The 18,127-nt window shown below is 35.7% G+C and carries 18 protein-coding genes; 7 read left to right on the top strand and 11 right to left on the bottom strand.

What is annotated here, in order from left to right:
- The first annotated feature begins 110 nt into the window (after nt 1–110).
- Entirely contained in the window at nt 111–530 is a 420-nt protein-coding gene (locus tag WBN20_RS01755) for a hypothetical protein (protein ID WP_424280486.1), read from the top strand.
- A 3-nt stretch (nt 531–533) separates the two neighbouring features.
- Here WBN20_RS01755 and WBN20_RS01750 read toward each other — a convergent pair whose 3' ends face one another.
- Genes WBN20_RS01750 through mutY form a run of 5 tightly spaced genes read right to left on the bottom strand, consistent with a single transcriptional unit; the run spans nt 534 to nt 4,930 of the window.
- Nucleotides 534–1,469: a pyridoxal-phosphate dependent enzyme gene (locus WBN20_RS01750; RefSeq protein WP_424280485.1), complete on the bottom strand. Its 936-nt coding sequence runs from the start codon at nt 1,467–1,469 to the stop codon at nt 534–536.
- A 40-nt stretch (nt 1,470–1,509) separates the two neighbouring features.
- Nucleotides 1,510–2,067, bottom strand: a complete 558-nt coding sequence (gene gldD / locus WBN20_RS01745; protein WP_424272756.1) for a gliding motility lipoprotein GldD — start codon at nt 2,065–2,067, stop codon at nt 1,510–1,512.
- On the bottom strand, nt 2,057–3,385 hold the full coding sequence (locus WBN20_RS01740) for a gliding motility-associated protein GldE (protein WP_424280484.1): 1,329 nt from the start codon (nt 3,383–3,385) through the stop codon (nt 2,057–2,059). The genes gldD and WBN20_RS01740 overlap by 11 nt, the downstream gene beginning before the upstream one ends.
- Before the next feature lie 23 nt (nt 3,386–3,408).
- Nucleotides 3,409–3,876 carry a single-stranded DNA-binding protein gene (locus tag WBN20_RS01735; RefSeq protein ID WP_424275587.1) on the bottom strand — a complete coding sequence of 156 codons (468 nt, stop codon included), beginning with the start codon at nt 3,874–3,876 and terminating at the stop codon, nt 3,409–3,411.
- Between the two features lie 7 nt (nt 3,877–3,883).
- Nucleotides 3,884–4,930 (bottom strand): A/G-specific adenine glycosylase, encoded by a 1,047-nt coding sequence (mutY, locus tag WBN20_RS01730; RefSeq protein WP_424280483.1) that lies wholly within the window; start codon nt 4,928–4,930, stop codon nt 3,884–3,886.
- 125 nt (nt 4,931–5,055) lie between these two features.
- On the opposite strand from mutY, the gene WBN20_RS01725 reads away from it, so the two are divergent.
- From WBN20_RS01725 to WBN20_RS01705, 5 genes are all read left to right on the top strand, one after another.
- Complete coding sequence (locus WBN20_RS01725) at nt 5,056–5,346, top strand: HU family DNA-binding protein (RefSeq protein ID WP_424280482.1); 291 nt, start codon at nt 5,056–5,058, stop codon at nt 5,344–5,346.
- A 256-nt stretch (nt 5,347–5,602) separates the two neighbouring features.
- Nucleotides 5,603–7,150, top strand: coding sequence for an Rne/Rng family ribonuclease (locus tag WBN20_RS01720; RefSeq protein ID WP_424280481.1), 1,548 nt, complete (start codon nt 5,603–5,605; stop codon nt 7,148–7,150).
- 178 nt (nt 7,151–7,328) lie between these two features.
- The gene (locus tag WBN20_RS01715; protein WP_424280480.1) at nt 7,329–9,728 is read left to right on the top strand and encodes a glycogen debranching protein; all 2,400 of its coding nucleotides are present in this window, start codon (nt 7,329–7,331) and stop codon (nt 9,726–9,728) included.
- 62 nt (nt 9,729–9,790) lie between these two features.
- Nucleotides 9,791–10,267, top strand: a complete 477-nt coding sequence (locus tag WBN20_RS01710) for a regulatory protein RecX (RefSeq protein ID WP_424272203.1) — start codon at nt 9,791–9,793, stop codon at nt 10,265–10,267.
- 88 nt (nt 10,268–10,355) lie between these two features.
- Complete coding sequence (locus WBN20_RS01705) at nt 10,356–11,015, top strand: sterol desaturase family protein (RefSeq protein WP_424272028.1); 660 nt, start codon at nt 10,356–10,358, stop codon at nt 11,013–11,015.
- A gap of 9 nt (nt 11,016–11,024) precedes the next feature.
- Here the strand turns inward: WBN20_RS01705 and WBN20_RS01700 are convergent, their stop codons facing one another.
- From WBN20_RS01700 to WBN20_RS01685, 4 genes are all read right to left on the bottom strand, one after another.
- A complete protein-coding gene (locus WBN20_RS01700; protein WP_424280479.1) occupies nt 11,025–12,191 on the bottom strand; it encodes a hypothetical protein in 1,167 nt (388 codons plus the stop codon).
- Between the two features lie 96 nt (nt 12,192–12,287).
- Nucleotides 12,288–13,145, bottom strand: a complete 858-nt coding sequence (locus WBN20_RS01695) for a cupin-like domain-containing protein (protein ID WP_424280478.1) — start codon at nt 13,143–13,145, stop codon at nt 12,288–12,290.
- Nucleotides 13,146–13,205: 60 nt separating this feature from the next.
- Entirely contained in the window at nt 13,206–14,306 is a 1,101-nt protein-coding gene (gene bioB / locus WBN20_RS01690; RefSeq protein ID WP_424280477.1) for a biotin synthase BioB, read from the bottom strand.
- 89 nt (nt 14,307–14,395) lie between these two features.
- A complete protein-coding gene (locus WBN20_RS01685) occupies nt 14,396–15,559 on the bottom strand; it encodes a beta-ketoacyl synthase N-terminal-like domain-containing protein (RefSeq protein WP_424280476.1) in 1,164 nt (387 codons plus the stop codon).
- 66 nt (nt 15,560–15,625) lie between these two features.
- Between WBN20_RS01685 and WBN20_RS01680 the strand changes: the two genes are divergently transcribed.
- Nucleotides 15,626–16,054 (top strand): cytochrome c oxidase assembly factor Coa1 family protein, encoded by a 429-nt coding sequence (locus tag WBN20_RS01680; protein ID WP_424280475.1) that lies wholly within the window; start codon nt 15,626–15,628, stop codon nt 16,052–16,054.
- On the opposite strand, the gene bioA is transcribed toward WBN20_RS01680, so the two are convergent.
- Together bioA and bioD are read right to left on the bottom strand one after the other, a co-directional pair.
- Nucleotides 16,032–17,342 (bottom strand): adenosylmethionine--8-amino-7-oxononanoate transaminase, encoded by a 1,311-nt coding sequence (gene bioA, locus WBN20_RS01675; protein ID WP_424280474.1) that lies wholly within the window; start codon nt 17,340–17,342, stop codon nt 16,032–16,034. The genes WBN20_RS01680 and bioA overlap by 23 nt on opposite strands.
- Before the next feature lie 64 nt (nt 17,343–17,406).
- On the bottom strand, nt 17,407–18,024 hold the full coding sequence (bioD, locus tag WBN20_RS01670; RefSeq protein WP_424280473.1) for a dethiobiotin synthase: 618 nt from the start codon (nt 18,022–18,024) through the stop codon (nt 17,407–17,409).
- Nucleotides 18,025–18,127: the final 103 nt, after the last annotated feature.

Here is an 18,127-nt window from a genome sequence, read left to right as displayed (position 1 = left end):
ATTTTCGGTTAAGGTCGCTCATTTCATTTAAAATTTGCTCAAAAGTCCTACTTTTTAATGGAATATGGTCTCAGTTTTTCTTAATTTTACCAACCTAAAGGCAGGTTATTATGAAAATAAAATATGCATTTTTTACCACCATAGCATTGGTCTTATTTTTATCGTGTAAGCAAGAAGAAAAGAAGTCTGAAACCCTTACACAAATGAAGGAAGTTATGGCTATCCATGACGAGGTAATGCCTAAAATGGGCACAATTGGAAAGCTTGTTTCAGAACTTAAACCAAAAATAGATTCCACAGAAAAGGGAATTGAGTATGACAAGGCCATGAAAGATTTACAGGCAGCTCATAAATCTATGATGGATTGGATGAAAGATTTTGGTGATCGTTTCACTTCAGATGAAATCCTCAATGGTGCAGTGCTTACCGAGCAAAAACAAGAGTGGTTGAATGAGGAAGAAAAGAAGGTTAAAGCGTTAAAGTTACAAATCAATAACAGCATTGAACATGCTGAAAAGTTACTGGAATAGTCTTTAAAAAGGCAATTGATTTAAATCTACATTACCGCCTGAAATAATGATCCCTATTTGCTGATCATGATAGTTCTCCTTTTCGCGAATCAAGGCCGCAAGTGCAACTGCACTTGAAGGCTCAACTACGATTTTTAAACGTTCCCAGATTAGGCGCATGGCAGTAATTATTTCTTCTTCCGTGACACGTATTATATCGTGTACGTATTTTTTAATTATTGGAAAGGTTTTGTCTCCCAACACTGTTTTTAGACCATCTGCAATGGTGTTAGTAGTAAGATTTGATTCAATCCTGCCACTATGAAAGGAACGGTAAGCATCATCTGCCTCGTATGGTTCTCCGCCAACAACTTTGCAATTATCTCCAAAATAATGTGCCGCCAAGGCCGTGCCTGCAATTAACCCACCACCGCCAATAGGGGCAAATATGTAATCTAATCCTGGATAATCTTCCAATAACTCCATGGCTGCAGTACCTTGTCCAATTATTACATTGCTGTCATTTGAAGGATGAATAAAAGTAGCGCCCGTCTCCTTGGCAATTTTATATGCCTTAGCTTCACGGGCTTCAATTGTTGGTTCACACACTACAATATTCCCACCGTATTGACTTACAGCAACTTTTTTAACCTCAGGCGCATTCGATGGCATGACTATATGTGCCTTTACGTTAAGACTCTGTGCAGCAAGAGAGAGTGCTTGAGCAAAATTCCCTGATGAATGTGTAACAACACCATTGGCTCTTTCTTTATCTGATAATAACAATATGGCATTGGTAGCACCGCGCATTTTATAGGCTCCCATTCTTTGAAAATTCTCACATTTAAAGAACAATTTTGCACCGGCCATTTCATTTAATAAACGGGAGGTGAGTACCGGCGTACGATGCACATATGGCTTTATCCTGCTATGGCAGTCAAGAAGTTGATGTCTATACATGGATTACAAATCAGTTTCATATGCGGGGTATGTGCTTTAGTTATTCCTTCCATCGGAGTGATTCCATTATTCTCCTTATATCCTTTTGCAAATAGATAGCGGCAGGATAAATAGAATCATAATTGGGTTTCACTTTGAAATAAAGGGACCCTGTTACAAAATGCTGAGTACTGTCTGTTACATAAAATTGGGCCTGAGATGCGGCATCTCCCAATACTTCGTAGAACATGCCATACACTTTGTCTTTTTCATTAATAAAAGGCTGTTCCGTAATATTATCGGCCTTAACAACGTGTTCATAGGACAATTTTTGAGCATCTGCCAACAATTCTTCCAAATTATTCCGCACTTCCTTATAGGTTATAAAAATAGACCCTTTCATTAAAGGGTAGTCCAGGGTAACAGAAAAATTTTTACTTTTTTTTATTTGCGCCTGTGCGTTATACTCAAATTGGAATTTCTCTGTGACCATCAATTCTACAGGAGAATCTGGGTATTCTAATCGAAGCATAGCCTTCGGCTTTGGTAGAGTATCATCACCACATGAAACAAATACTATACTGAATATCAGAGTAAATAAATATAACTTAGGATTCATTTGGCAAGGTTACTTTAATTTGCTTTAATCGTTTTCTATCCAGGCTCTCCACTAAAAATTGGTAGCCCTTAAATAATACAATCTCACCCCGTTTAGGAAAACTCCCTGCTATTTCCAACACAAACCCCGCTATGGTTTCCGACTCACCCTTTTGTGCTTCAAAAACTTCCTCATCTTCAATTTTTGCTACCCTGTAGAAGTCCTTTAATGTTGTTTTCCCTTCAAAAATAAAAGTAAAGTCATCCAGTTTGGAAAAAATCAAATCTTCATCATCAAATTCGTCAGAGATATCCCCAACAATTTCTTCAATTATATCCTCTAAGGTAACAATCCCTGAAGTCCCTCCATATTCATCGACAACAACTGCAAGGTGGTTCTTTTTATCCTGGAACTCTAAAAGAAGGTCATCAAGTTTTTTATTTTCTGGGACAAAATATGGCTCCCTGATTAGCGTTAACCAATTAAAATTTTTCCTGTCTATATAAGGGAGTAAATCCTTAACATAGAGAACTCCTAAAACGTTATCCATATTTTCTGAAAACACTGGAATTCTAGAATATCCATGCTGCTTAATTTCTTCCAAAACTTCTGTGAATTTCATGTCCTCACTAAGCGCGAAGATATCAATCCGCGGTCTCATCACCTGTTTTGTATCTGTATTTCCAAAGGAAACAATTCCCTGCAAAATTTTTTGCTCTTCTTTCGTGGTGTCCCCTTCTGAAGTAAGTTCTAGTGCCTGTGAAAGTTGATCTACACTTAAACTGGATTTCTGTTTAGCCAGTCTGTTATGCATAAATATAGTCGCAGAACGCATCGGAGAACTAAGAGGGGTTAAAAGAAAATCAAGAATCTTTAATGGGTATGCCATAAAAATTGAAAACTCAAATCTATTTCTATTCGCGTAGATCTTAGGAAGAATTTCACCAAACATCAAAATTAAAAAAGTAGCTACCAAAACTTCCAACAAAAAACGTACCGATATCAATCCAAATAATTGATAATTAATTTTGGAGAATATGACGTCTCCAATGGAGCTAAACAAAAGAACAATCCCAATATTAATTGCATTATTAGAGATTAGGATTGTTGCGAGTAGCTTTTTTGGCCGCTCTAATAACTTAACCACTATTTTTCCCCTGGCGGTCTTCTTTTCTTCTATTTCATTTAAATCGGTTTGAGACAAACTAAAAAAGGCCACTTCAGCACCTGAAATCAGGCCTGAGCAAATTAAAAGCAGAAATAGCATTACAATTTTTAATGCGAAAGCGCTATTAATCACTACAAAATTTATAAATAAACTAAGGGGGTCAGGATCCAATAGTCAAAATTTACTTAATTTGTTTAGAATGGTAAATCATCATCCTGTACCTGCTCATTTACAGGTTTTGTTTCCCTTGTGGAATTTGGTTGATTTGCTTCGGAATTTGGTTGAATCTTTGGAGTATTGGCAGAAGCATTAGCCGTACTTTCCTTCTTGGTGGAAAGAAATGTAAAGTCCTGTACATGAACCTCCGTTGTGTATCTGTTATTGCCATCCTCTCCTTGCCACTGCCGGGTTTTCAATCTCCCTTCCACATATATCTTATCTCCCTTACTAAGGTACTTTTCACATATTTCTGCCGCCTTATTACGAACAACAATATTATGCCACTCCGTATTTATTACCTTTTCTCCGGTTTGCTTATTGGTATAAGTCTCATTTGTAGCGATAGGAAATCTTCCTATACAATTACCGCCATCAAAATAATGCATTTTTACTTCGTCTCCCAGATGCCCGATTAGCATCACTTTATTCAATGTTCCGCTCATAATAATTTCAAAAGTACGAATTTTTGAGGGTTTTTATAAAATCTGCAATTAAAACTGGTACTGGATATTTATCCAATTCCATAGGTGACAATCCATCTACTAAACGATCTGATGTTTTCACTATCCAAAACTTGGTATGCAAGTGTTGATGAGACAATTTATGTACGATAGTTTTATCTGATGACTCATATACCAGATGGGGTTCCTCCAGAGTCAAAATTTCCGTCAATCTTTGTTTTATCTCTTTGACACTTATTTCCTCCCGGGTTTCTAATAATGGGAATTCATACAAATTCTGCCAAATATCCTTTCCCGATCTTTTTATAAGATGCGTATTTCTTTCTTCATCCAAAACTACCAGATAATTAAAAAAACGCTTTTTTACTTTCGCCTTTTTCAATTTTACCGGGTATTTATAAATACTATTTGTCTGAAGTGCCACACAGGTCTCAGTTAATGGACAGGATAAACAAAGAGGCCTTTTAGGAGCACACTGAATAGCCCCAAATTCCATAATTCCCTGATTATATTCTCTAATGTTCTCTGAGCTCAAAACTTTCCTGGCCAGGTTTTTAAAAAATGTTATTCCTTCAGAACTATTAATTGGAATATCAACGCCAAAATATCTTGATAATACTCTATAAACGTTACCATCTACAACTGCTTCAGGTAGGTTATAACTTATAGAGGCTATTGCACTTGCTGTATAATCTCCTACTCCTTTTAATTTCAATAATTCTTTATAAGTATCAGGAAAGTTTCCATCGTGTTCTTCAACTATTTTTTTCGCTGTAAAGTGCAGGTTTCTGGCACGGGAATAATACCCAAGTCCCTGCCATAGTTTTAAAACTTTTTCTTCACTGGCATCCGCCAGGTCATAAACAGTTGGGAATTCTTCAATAAACTTAATATAATAGGGTGTTCCCTGAGCCACTCTTGTTTGTTGCAACATTATTTCTGAAAGCCATATCCTGTATGGGTCGGTTGTATTTCTCCAGGGAAGTGACCTTTTGTTTTCAGAATACCAAAGAAGAATTATTTTCGAAAACGTCATCACTTAAATACTAAGGAACAAAAGTAACAGTTTATATACTTAAAATTAGTTGATTAGGATGAAAGAATGAATTTAATTTATATATTTGCAAGCTTGAAAAACTTACAGAAATCTAAAATACTAAAATGACGAAAGCGGACATTGTATCGAGAATCTCAGAAAAACTGGGTATAGAAAAAGGAGACGTACAAGCAACTGTTGAAAGTTTTATGGAAGAGGTTAAATCTTCCTTAGAAAATGGAGATAATGTTTATCTCAGAGGATTTGGCAGTTTTATTATTAAAACAAGAGCGGAAAAAACAGGTAGAAATATTTCAAAAAATACTACTATAAAAATACCGGCTCACAACATTCCGGCATTTAAACCTGCTAAGGTCTTTGTAGAGGGAGTAAAAAGCAACGTAAAAGTAAAATAATAACAGTAACAAAAAGTATATTTTCATGCCGAGTGGTAAAAAAAGAAAAAGACATAAGGTAGCTACCCACAAACGAAAAAAACGGAGGAGAGCTAACCGCCACAAGAAAAAGTAGTTAGATAACTACTTTTTCATTTTATACGTTCATTGACATAGAAATTCCAAAAAAGAATTTCAACGGGTTTATACAACCTGTAACAACTATTGTTTAATCCATTCGTCCTATTTTATAGGTGTCGAATAAAAATTGAATCAGGTGAATAGAGAATTAATCGTAAGATCGAATTCTGATACCGTTGATTTTGCCTTATTAAATGATGGAAAACTCATAGAACTTCATAAAGATGAAGACGATAATAATTTCAATGTTGGCGATGTTTTAATCGCCAAAGTCAGGAAACCGGTTACCGGTCTCAATGCCGCTTTTGTTAACGTAGGTTACGAAAAAGATGCATTTTTACATTATCATGACCTTGGACCACAATTGTCCAGTATGTTGAAGTTTATTAAATTAGTGAGTACCGGGAAATTAAAAGATTTTTCCCTTAAAAATTTTCCATTTGAAAAAGATATTGATAAACATGGCAGCATTAATAATGTAATTAAAGCCAATCAATCTCTTTTAGTGCAAATTGTTAAAGAACCCATTTCTACCAAAGGCCCCCGAATTAGTTCGGAACTTTCCATAGCCGGACGATATTTGGTTATGGTCCCTTTTTCAGATCGTGTTTCCGTATCACAAAAAATAGGAAGCAACGAAGAGAAAGACAGGCTAAAAAGGCTAGTAAAAAGTATTAAACCAAAAGGGTTTGGGGTAATTATTAGAACAGTTGCAGAAGGCAAAAAAGTAGCAGAATTAGACAAAGATCTTCAGAACTTGCTGAACAAGTGGACAGCAATGTGTAAGAAATTGTATAAAGCGCCGACACCTTCCAAAGTATTGATTGAGCTAAATAGAGCTTCCTCAATCTTAAGAGATGTTTTTAACGATTCATTCAGCGGTATCCACGTTGATGATGAGACGCTTTATGACCAGATTAAAGATTACGTGCAAGAGATTGCACCAAAAAAAGAATCCATAGTTAAGTTGTATAATTCTTCTGTGCCAATTTTTGAAAAATTTGGTATTGAAAGACAGATCAAGACCTCCTTTGGACGAACAGCATCCATGAGCAAAGGTGCCTATTTGGTGATAGAACATACTGAAGCGCTTCATGTAATAGACGTGAATAGTGGTAACCGCTCCAACAAAGCAAAAAATCAAGAAGATACTGCTTTGGAAGTAAACATCCTGGCCGCCTCAGAGATTGCAAGACAATTACGTTTGCGAGATATGGGTGGTATCATTGTTGTCGATTTCATAGACATGGTAAAAGCCGATCACAGAAGAAAACTTTTTGATCACCTGAGGGATGAGATGAAAGAAGATAGAGCCAAACATAAAATATTGCCGCCTAGCAAGTTTGGTCTTATACAAATTACCAGGCAAAGGGTACGTCCCGAAGTAAATATTAAGACAACTGAGGTAAATCCCAGTGGCCAGGGCCAGGAAGTAGAGGCTCCAATTGTTTTAGTTGAAAAAATGAATGTAGATCTTGAAAGAATAATGAAAGGACCTGCAAAGGGCAAAGGAATTGTGCTGAATACACATCCTTTTATTGCCGCTTATTTGACTAAAGGATTCCCCTCACATCGTTCCAAATGGTTTATGGAATATAAAAAATGGATAAAAATTCAACCAAGAGATGCTTATACATATCTCGAATACCATTTTAAAAATAAAGATGGCAAAACCATTAGATAAAAAAAAAGCGACTTCCAAAACGGAGTCGCTTTTTATTTTGCCATATAGGGAACCGTCACAAAATACTCCTCATCAAAAATTTGTTTGGTCCTATAAGGAATTAATAAATCTGCTTTTATTGTTTTTTAACCGTTATTCATAAATTTGTTCTTAATAGGTTTTAGTATAAAAAATAATTATGAAAAATCCCGCCAGTATAATTTTACTAATATTTTTACTGATTATTTCTTGTAACTCTGCCACTGACAATAATGATTTTTCTGAAATAATAAAAGACAGTCCTTTTATAAATGGTAAAAGTGACTATTTAAATTCTCCTTATGTTACAGCAGGGGATAGGGTGTATATGGTGGGTCACCAAAATGGATCTTTTCCTGATTTGGGATGGCATGTTAAAGGTGAAATGGGCGGTATCTGGGATCACCCGATTAAATTAATGGATGGGTTTGAGGTAACACTTAATTGGCAAGATCAAAGTTTAAAACTAGATTCTGCAACTTCTTTTGTTAACTATCCATATGCAAATAAACATACATATAATCTTAGTGAAAATAATATGCAAATTGAACGCTTCCAATTTGTGCCTGATGGCAAGGAGGGAATTCTGATTCAATATAAATTGAAAAGCCGATCGGACGAAGTACAAAACTTTGATTTTGTATTTAGCGGATTTTCCGATTTAAGACCTGTTTGGCTAGGAGAGCGAACAGGGATGATAGATAGTGAAGACAAGGCAGAATTTTTAAAGAATTCTAATACATGGCTTCTAAAGGACAACAAAAATCCATGGTATGTGATTTTTGGCACACATATGCAACCATCTGAATACAGTTTTGAAAAAAGTATTCATCATGGTCTGGGAATATCAGGTAATTTGACTTATAAGATTTCCCTTCAGCCCAATGAAATTAAAATACTGAATTTTACCATAGCTGGTTCTTACCAATCCAAAGAACAAGCATTGGCTACCTATGATTCCATTCAAAATAAAAGTACAGATTACCTTATATCGAAAAAACAACGGTATAGTCAACTTGCAGAACAATCGAAGCTGACAATTCCGGATAAGGAATTACAAAATGCATTTGAATGGTTAAAATACAATTGTGATTGGTTAATTAGGGATGTTCCTGAAATTGGAAGAGGAATAACTGCAGGAATTCCTGACTATCCGTGGTGGTTTGGGGTAGATAGTGAATACGCCCTGCAAGGCTATATGGCCATTGGTCAAACGGATATCGTTTATAAAACAATTCATCTCCTGGATAGTGTTTCAGAAGCAGTTAATGGCAATGGCAGAATCCTTCACGAAATGTCTACAAATGGTGCCGTCTTTAACAAAGGAAATATTAACGAAACCCCACAATTTGCATCATTAATATGGCAGATATATCTATGGAACGGAGATTTACAATTTTTGGAAAAGTATTTCCCAACTATTCAGAAAGGACTAAACTGGTTAATGTCTGAAAATGATTCTAACAAAAATCTTTTTCCCGATGGCTTCGGCATGATGGAAATACATGGCCTTGATAGTGAAATGATAGATGTAGCTGTTTATACCCAAAGAGCTTTTGCTGATGCCTCTAAAATGGCAAAGGAACTGAGAGAGGATTCATTAGCCTCAAATTACGGAAAGATAGCTGGTACATTAAAAGACAAAATTAATAAAGAATTTTGGGCTGAAGACTTTAACTCCTATGCAGACTTTATAGGGACAGATAAACAGGCCTTGCATTTAATAGACGATGCAATAATTAGAGCAGATACCCTTAATAAACCCTGGGCAATTGAGGAATTGGAAGAGACTAAAAAATCTATCCTTGATAATCCTTCCAGGGAACTAAAGCCATTTGTTCTGCATCATAACTGGGTAGTAAATACACCTATGGAAATGAAAATTGCAGAGAATAATAAGGCTATTAAAGCGCTTCAAACATCTGAGAAATTTGTAAATCCTTTTGGTGTTTTTGTAACAGGAATAGACAGAGATGCCTCCGCAGGTTCTGATGACGGTTCCTTCAAAGGAAGTAAAATCTTTTCATATACAGGTGCGGTAATGACACTACCAACAGGTGTTTTAGCAATAGCAGAAAATAATTATGGCAGGCCTGATAATGCATTAAATTATCTAAAACGGATGACCCGGACTTTTAGCTATGCCCTTCCAGGAAGTATTTATGAAGTTTCCCCAGATTATGGAATGATTACTCAAGCCTGGAATATTTATAGCTTTGCAATTCCTGTAATTCATCAATTTTTTGGAATCCAACCCTCAGCATCAGAAAAAAAGATTCAGATTATGGTTCAAATGCCTGAAGAATGGAATTCAGCATCTTTAGAAAATGTGATTGTCGCAGAAAACAAAATTTCTGTTTTCTTTGAGAAAAAAGATAAAGTAACTACAGTAAGAGTAACGCAATCTCAAAATGACTGGACTTTGGAAATAGTGCTTCCAAAAATAGAAAGCAGAAATTACATAATAGTAAAAGGAAGTGCAGAAATAACCACAATAGAAAATCAGATATTCTATTTTTCCAAAGATCCCATTATTGAAATTAAAACAACCTCTGAGTAATAAAAGTTAAAATCGCGATCTATTCCTGGTTTCCTGCTGATACTAGAATTATTATCCTCATTATGAATTATTCTCAAAAAACTTATACGATAAATGAAGCGCAAAAAAAGATAGAAAGGTATTGTGCTTATCAGGAACGTTGTCATTTAGAGGTTACTACTAAGTTACGGGCAATGCGTATGATTCCGGAAGCAATAGACCTTATAACCACTCATTTAATTCAAAATAATTTTTTAAATGAAGAACGATTTTCCAGGAGTTATGCCAGGGGAAAATTTAACATCAAAAATTGGGGTAAAGGAAAAATCGTCTCAGAATTGAAAAGACGAAACATATCAAAATACAACATAAAACTGGCGATGGAAGAGATAGATGAAGAAGATTATGCAAAAAAACTGGATTTGATAGCCAGAAAGAGATTAATACAGATTAAAGAAGGGAGTTTGCAAAAACGGAGAAAAAAGTTGGCAGACTATTTATTATATCGCGGTTGGGAAATGAATTTAGTCTATTCAAAAATTTCTGAACTATTGTCTTAGAATACTGAAATAAAAAAATATCGTTCCTAGCACAAAATAATTGTATTTAGGGCAGTATTTCGTAACTTTGCCGCTTAAATTCATAGATATGAAGCCAAAAGTTACAACAGAGTTTCATCACGGACAGGCAAGAATATTCAAAAATCCATTTTTGGAAAGTCTTACCAAAACAAATCCAATACAAAATATCATTGTTTATGGAATCACCATCATAGCAATGATTTCGTTTGCTTATATAAAAATAGGTTTATCTCCTATTGAGATTATCGGTCTTTTTATCACTGGTGTATTCTTTTGGACATTTGCCGAATATATGTTACATCGCTTTGTTTTTCATTGGGTTACTGAAGCAAAATGGTCTCAACGTTTCCATTTTATAATGCATGGTTCACATCATCATTATCCCAGAGATGAAGAACGCTTGTTAATGCCTCCCGTTCCGGGATTACTAATGGCAAGCGTATTATTTCTTCTCTTTTATTGTATTTTCTGGATACTTGGAATATCTCAACTATCCTTTGGCTTCTTCCCCGGGTTCTTTTCCGGCTATTTAATGTATTCTTTTGTGCACAGGGCTACACATGTTATGCGACCTCCTAAGAGGTTTAAAAGTATATGGCAGCATCATAGTTTGCACCATTACAGATATCCTGATAAGGCTTTCGGTGTATCAAATACTTTTTGGGATAAAGTCTTTGGAACTATGCCTCCGTCTAAGGCAAAAGGTAAAAAAGAAGAATTGGCATAACTTAGAGTTCTATTTTATCGCCTTCATTCTTTCGAAAGGTTTTGTTCTATCAAATAAGTATCGATAGGTAGTGTGTATTTTACATATCTCACCCCCTACCTGTTTTACTACAATAATCATTTTTCTGTTAAAATCACCAATTCCATTAATTTCAATAACTTCATATTGATTGGATAGGCTTTTTGCCATATTATGAAATGCATGAATTATTCCGCCATCCAGCCCTTTCCCCTGATGCGCCGGGACAACACCAAATACAAACCCCAACATTTTTTTATTCCTTTTGCGCCACTTATGCCATACAAATTTTAATTTTCCAATAAAATCTAACTTCCCGTTTACATATTTGAACCATTGATTTACTTCGGGAATATTTATGTAGAAAGCTACCGGTTCTCCTTTATAATAGGCAAACCATATTATTTTTTCGTCAATAATTGGCTTCAATTTTTTCATAAGTAAATGCCCCTGTTCCTTAGATATTGCTGAAACACCTTCATGATTAACCCATGCTTTGTTATACATATCAATTATACTATCTGTTTGTTCTTCAAACTTTTCCATTTTGAAATGATCAAATGTATAATCGGGATTACTATTTACAATAGTGGCCTTTCGTTCTAATCTAGGGTTCACATCCTCCTTAATTACTTTTAAAAAGGTATAGTGCTCAAAATAAGTTTGAAAACCATAGTTTTCAAACAATGTCTTATAATAAGGAAAGTTGTAATTGCATTGATAATTGGGCTCCAGTTCATATCCTTTGGTTAAAAGCCCCCACCATTTGTCTCTTGCTCCAAAATTTACTGGTCCATCCATAAACTCAACCCCACCATCCAATAACCACTTTTTACTAATTTCGAATAATGTATTAGCAGCATTTTGATCATTAATACATTCAAAAAAACCTACCCCTCCAAAAGTTTCGGTTTCACCTTTTGCCGAAGTTTTTCTTAAAATAAAAGCTGCAATACGACCAATAATTTTATTGTCTTTTAATAAAAGCCATCGGATGCAGTTCCCGCGTTCAAAGTTTTTATTGATAGCAGGATCAAAAATATCTGCTATATCCTTGTGAAGAGGTTTTATATATTGTTTTTGATTTTTATAAAGATCATCTGGAAATGAAACGAATCTTTTACAATCGCGGTGGGACTTAACTTCGACAAGATGCATTTAATACAATTAAAAGAAATGTAAACATAATCATAAATAGAAAGAAAAGATAAAGAGGTGAATAATATTTATTCTGAAATCTTTCTGAACATGAACTTAGGGGAGTATTTTATTCGTCCTTTTTATTGCTTGATCATTTTTCCAGTCAATCCATCGCTGTCCTTTGATTCTGCGCATCAAATTATCAAAATGTCTCATTACAAGGACATTGTATACCGCTTTTCCAAGATTTTTTGAGTTATGGGCAATCCCTCGCAAACTCATTGAAAACCCTGGTGTTATATATTTCATATAATGCCAAAAACCTTCCGGTATATATAGAACTTCACCGTGATTCAATTGCGTCTTATATCCGTTAGCCATTTCTAAAGCAGGCCATTCGTGTAAATTTGGGTTAGAAAAATCTATACTTTCATGTGTAATAAGTGAATGAGGTACTTTATAGAGAAATCTATTCTGAGTTTGAGGAAAAAGAATACATTCCTTTTTACCCTCGAAATGAAAATGGAAAATATTAGCAAGATCAATATCATAATGCATAAAAGTATACGAATCCATTCCTCCAAAAAATAACATCGGAAGTCCCTTCATGAATCGAAATCCAAAATCTGGATAGGAGAAATCATTTTGAAGCTGTGGTGCTTCCTTGATTAAATTCCATAAAAATATTCTGTATTTCGTTGGCTGCTGTTTAATAAGGTCGATATAGTCAGCCATCTTCATTTTGGAGTGAGGCTCATTAAATCCGTCTTTATAATCAACTGGCCTGTCATCATATAGAGGCACTGTAACATCACCTGCGACCTGTTTCATATACTCAAAATTCCATTTAGAATACGCAGGCCAATCTGTTATGAGTTTTTCAATTACAACAGGTTTTTGAGGCTTGTAATAGTTTTTTATAAAGTCCTCCCTGTTAATGGTTTTTACTCTTGGTATATCCTCTAATTTCAAAATCCCAGATGTATATTAAAGTTAAAAATGTTGCTAAAAACTATTTTTGTTTAGCGTTTTCTATAACCGTCCATTATGTTTGGATTTAACCTTTGCTAGCTCATTACGCTCTATCTTATGTTCCGGTCTTGACCATTTTGGTTTTTCTCCAATTGGTTGCAGCTTAGATTCATTTGCTTCCACCGTATTTGGTTGCGGTGCCTTAACAAAAGCTTTTTGGGGAACAAGACCTAATTGCCTAAACATATCCAAATCTTCATTTACATCAGGATTCGGGGTTGTCAATAATTTATCACCTGCAAAAATGGAGTTCGCTCCTGCAAAAAAGCACATCGCCTGTCCTTCTCTGGTCATTTCTGTTCTCCCGGCAGACAATCTTACCTGGGTTTTAGGCATAACAATTCGGGTTGTAGCAACCATCCGTATCATATCCCAAATGGAAATAGGGTCAATGTCCTCCAAAGGAGTACCTTCTACAGCTACAAGTGCATTAATAGGTACAGATTCCGGCTGAGGATTCAAGGTAGATAAAGCTACCAGCATTCCTGCTCTGTCTTCTAATCTTTCCCCCATTCCTATAATACCTCCACTGCAAACTGTTACATTGCTTTTCCTGACATTTTCAATGGTTTTTAATCTATCGTCAAAAGCCCTCGTTGAAATGACATCCTTATAATAATCTTCTGACGTATCCAGATTGTGATTGTATGCGTAAAGACCTGCTTCTGCCAAACGACTTGCCTGATTTTCGGTTAGCATTCCTAAAGTACAGCAAACCTCCATATCAAGTTTATTGATGGTTCTTACCATTTCTAAAACCTGTTCAAACTCATGGCCATCTTTAACATTACGCCATGCAGCTCCCATACAAACTCTTGAACTTCCGGATTCTTTTGCACGCAATGCCTGCGCCTTTACCTGCCGAACAGTCATTAGGTCATTATTTTCAATATCTGTATGATAACGTGCTGCCTGTGGGCAATAACCACAATCCTCAGGACAACCACCTGTTTTAATGGATAATAAAGTAGATACCTGTACCGTATTCGGATCATGAAACTTCCGATGTGTGGTGGCAGCTTCATATAATAATTCCATCATGGGTTTATTATATATTTCAAGAATCTCCTGTTTTGTCCAGTTATGTCGTTCTACACCCATAAATAAGAATTTTATTTAAAAGTCAAAAATAATCTTTAATCCGTAAAATATTCGATAAATCAAATCTTAATTAATATGATTTTAGCAGGTTAATTTTGGGTGTTCTTTAATAAAATACTAACTGCGTTTCCACCAAAACCTACCGCATTTATAAGCACTCTGTTTATTTTTTGCGGTGGATTAAATTTCATAAAAGGAACTCCTATAAATTGTTGATGTTGCAACATTAAAACGGCCAGTTCTAAACTTAGGATTCCGGATGCACCAAAAGTATGTCCTACTTTCCATTTATTTGTAGTAAGTGCAGGTGTGGAATTACCAAAAATTTGTTGAATTGCAGTAAATTCAGCATTATCTCCTTTAATGGTACCCGGCGCATGCATCACAATAACATCTACTTCTTTAGGGTTTAGTTTTTCAAGTGCCATAAGCATTGAATCCTGTAGACATCGGGCGTCTGTGGAAAGAGAAATATTATGTTCTAATGGTTCTGTGGCAAATCCAATTCCTTCAATGATAGCAAGGGATCTTTTCAGAATACCATATTCCAAACAAGCAACACCTGCACCTTCTCCAAGTACCATAGAGTTCTGAGCTTTACTAAGGTCAAGTGCCCTACAGGGATAATCGCTTTTATCCTCTTTGGCATATATTTTAAGGGCTCTCATTTGGGCAATAGTAAAAGACGTCAATGGCGCTTCACTACCGCCTACCAGAAACTTTTTCGTCATCCCACTTCTAATCCATGCCACACCATTTAATATGGCGTGAAGCGCTGAAGAACAGGTAATTGAATGTGAAATATTGGGGCCTTTTGTCTTCAGGTCATGGGCTATCCAGGAAGAAATATTACCCAGAGTGGTTGTTGGGGAGGTCAATACCGCGGTAGTCCCTTTTTGCAAATACTCCTTGTGATATTTCTCAAATAGCCCGGTTGCTCCTCGGGATGAACCAATATTAATTCCAAAATTATCATTTTCTGCCCAGCCTGCATTTACAACAGCTCTTCTGGCCGAAAAAATCCCATAAAGGACACTATCATCAAGGTTTGAATACCTTGAATTACTATTTCTAAGTGCGTTTATTTCTGATTTTTCAGATTCAGATAAAGATGATACCCATGTATTCTTGCCGTCAAAAGTTACTTCTTTTAAAAGGTGGTTAGAATGCTGATAATTGGCCCAAATATCCTCTGTATTAATTCCCAGTGAGGAGATGGAAGCAATTGATGTAATCGTAATAGGTTGAGTCAAGGAATTAGTATTTAGCGTAAAAATAAAAGTTCTTACCTTGAAAGTGTAAAAACAATATAAAAAACAATGAACAATGAATTGATCCCTCAGCCGAATTGGTGGAAAAGAAATTGGCCATGGGTAGTACCTGTTGGGGGTTGTTTTACTATTCTTATTCTCTTAGCCGTTGCTATTGGTTCTTTATTTTTTGGCATTACGTCAATTATGGATGATTCTATTCCTATTGAATATGCACTTGAAAAAATTAATGCAGATCCTGAAATAACTAAACTAATGGGTTCCCCTATTAAAAACAATGGAATGATTCAAGGTGAATTTAACTTGAACAATGATGAAAAAAGTGCCGATCTGAAAGCACCTATTACCGGGCCTAAGGAAAGTGGTACTTTGTTCATTAAGGCCACTGCCAAAGGCGATAAATGGACCTATCATGAAATAAGGGTTGTTATCCAGGATAATAACGAGGTAGATCTTATAAATGATGAGTGGGACTAGAATCCTTTGGCAAATCCTGAACTACCGTATCCAGTGCAAGTTCAATTGTATCATAAAGTTGTTTTAACTGGGAGTCAGTGATAATAAAGGGAGCCAAAATATAGATAGTATTCCCCAATGGACGTAAAAAAACACCATGCTTTAGAAAGAAGTTAAACAGCCGGTCGCGCAAACTACCGTAACGCTCCATTTTAATATCCAAGTCAAGTGCAAAGATGATTCCAAACTGACGAATTGCAGCCACCTTCGGATGTTGCATAATTTTTAATCCAAACTTCTTGTGAGATTCAATGACTCGCCGAATATCCTTTTGAATTTGTTCAGATTGAAGCAATTCAATACCAGCCAGCGCCGCTGCACAAGCCAACGGATTTGCTGTATAGGTATGACCATGAAACAGACCCTTAGCAATATCATTGCTGTAAAATGCATCATAAACCTGCTGAGTACATGAAGTTACTCCCATAGGAAGCAAACCGGCAGTAAGAGCTTTAGAAAGGCATATGATATCTGGTTTAATTGAGATATGCTCAGAGGCAAAATTCTTTCCTGTCTTGCCAAATCCGGTCATTACCTCATCTGCAATTAATAAGACCTCATGTTTTTTGAGCAGGTCAAGAATCATATTTAATGCTTCTGCATCATGCATTTTCATAGCCGCCGCCCCCTGCACAAGAGGTTCATATATAAATCCTGCTATATCGTTCTTCCTAAGTCTTTCAGAAAGTTGAAGTAAAATATTACTTATATTCTCTTTAGTTGGGGTTAGAATTCGTTCTACTTCAATGAAATAATCTTCAAATGGTCCATTATAAACCGAAAGTCCTGAAACAGACATAGCCCCAAAAGTATCCCCGTGAAAGCCCTCTTCAAATGCGAGAAGTACCTTTCGTTTATTACCCTGATTAAAATGATATTGTAAAGCCATTTTAATTCCAACCTCCGTAGCCGTCGATCCATTGTCAGAAAAGAATATTTTCTGTTGGTTAGCAGGTAATATTTTTATTAATTCTTCCGATAGTCTTACGGCAGGTTCATGGGTAAAACCGCTAAATACCACCTGATCTAGCACCTTCATTTGATGTTGTACCTTCTCTAAAATAAAATCATTACAATGACCGTACATTGAGGTGTACCAGGAAGCAATCCCATCAATATAATCATTGCCCTCCTCATCATACAAAAGAGCACCTTTCGCCTTCACTATGCCTAGCATATCAGAATGTAGCTTGTGCTGCGTAAGGGGGTGCCACAAATGTTTTTTATCTCTTTCCGTTAGATTTTTCAATATTTCAGAATATAATTGTTAGTTTCAAATCCAAAACTTGGATCAGACCTGATCATAATGGCGCTCAAAGTGTTTGCAGTATTGGATAAAATTTTGCCGCATATTGTTTTATGAGGGGTTTATCAAAATTAGTTTCCTCCTCAATTCTGCCTATTACCTTTACCCCTGTCTTCCGTATTATAATGTCTTCTGTACTTGGATGTTCATTACCACTGAATATAACAGCCACATTAAACCCTTTTTGCTTTAAGCTTTCAATGGTTAACAAAGAATGGTTAATACTTCCTAAATAATGCCTCGAAACTACTATTACCAGATAATTAGCTTTAATGATATCTAAAATGGTCTCCTTTTCGTTTAAAGGCACCAGTAAACCTCCTGCTCCTTCAATTACAAGATGATTTGTTGTTTGTGGCTCTATAATTTGGGCTATATCAATTATAAGATTATCTATTTCTGCAGCCGCATGAGGACTCATTGGCGTTTTTAGGGCATAACTGTTCTGGTGGACCACGGTCTTCTTATTGGAAATCAATTCTTTGATCTTATGACTGTCCGAATGCTCAAGATCCCCTGCTTGTACAGGTTTCCAGTAATCGGCATTCAGAGACTCGGTCACAATAGCCGCAGCAATGGTTTTCCCAACATCTGTAGATATTCCGGTAATAAAAATTCGTTTCATTATACGTTATAGTTGGGTAATCATATTACACTTTAGACATTTGTATTTCTTCTTTTCTAAAAATGGGAATAATTTATTGATTATGCCCTTTCTACTATAGTAT

Origin of the sequence: Eudoraea sp., assembly GCF_049665975.1 — a bacterium.
GTDB lineage: Bacteria > Bacteroidota > Bacteroidia > Flavobacteriales > Flavobacteriaceae > Eudoraea.
The sequence above is the reverse complement of the archived record's forward strand: the minus strand, read 5'-3'. Positions and strand labels throughout refer to the sequence as shown.

Excerpts from the sequence above, each read along its gene's own strand:
- WBN20_RS01700 (WP_424280479.1), bottom strand. The coding sequence starts at position 12,191 with ATGCATCTTGTCGAAGTTAAGTCCCACCGCGATTGTAAAAGATTCGTT.
- WBN20_RS01705 (WP_424272028.1), top strand. The coding sequence starts at position 10,356 with ATGAAGCCAAAAGTTACAACAGAGTTTCATCACGGACAGGCAAGAATA.
- mutY (WP_424280483.1), bottom strand. The coding sequence starts at position 4,930 with ATGACGTTTTCGAAAATAATTCTTCTTTGGTATTCTGAAAACAAAAGG.
- WBN20_RS01735 (WP_424275587.1), bottom strand. The coding sequence starts at position 3,876 with ATGAGCGGAACATTGAATAAAGTGATGCTAATCGGGCATCTGGGAGAC.
- WBN20_RS01725 (WP_424280482.1), top strand. The coding sequence starts at position 5,056 with ATGACGAAAGCGGACATTGTATCGAGAATCTCAGAAAAACTGGGTATA.
- WBN20_RS01715 (WP_424280480.1), top strand. The coding sequence starts at position 7,329 with ATGAAAAATCCCGCCAGTATAATTTTACTAATATTTTTACTGATTATT.
- bioD (WP_424280473.1), bottom strand. The coding sequence starts at position 18,024 with ATGAAACGAATTTTTATTACCGGAATATCTACAGATGTTGGGAAAACC.
- bioB (WP_424280477.1), bottom strand. The coding sequence starts at position 14,306 with ATGGGTGTAGAACGACATAACTGGACAAAACAGGAGATTCTTGAAATA.
- WBN20_RS01755 (WP_424280486.1), top strand. The coding sequence starts at position 111 with ATGAAAATAAAATATGCATTTTTTACCACCATAGCATTGGTCTTATTT.
- gldD (WP_424272756.1), bottom strand. The coding sequence starts at position 2,067 with ATGAATCCTAAGTTATATTTATTTACTCTGATATTCAGTATAGTATTT.
- WBN20_RS01710 (WP_424272203.1), top strand. The coding sequence starts at position 9,791 with ATGAATTATTCTCAAAAAACTTATACGATAAATGAAGCGCAAAAAAAG.
- WBN20_RS01680 (WP_424280475.1), top strand. The coding sequence starts at position 15,626 with ATGAACAATGAATTGATCCCTCAGCCGAATTGGTGGAAAAGAAATTGG.
- WBN20_RS01750 (WP_424280485.1), bottom strand. The coding sequence starts at position 1,469 with ATGTATAGACATCAACTTCTTGACTGCCATAGCAGGATAAAGCCATAT.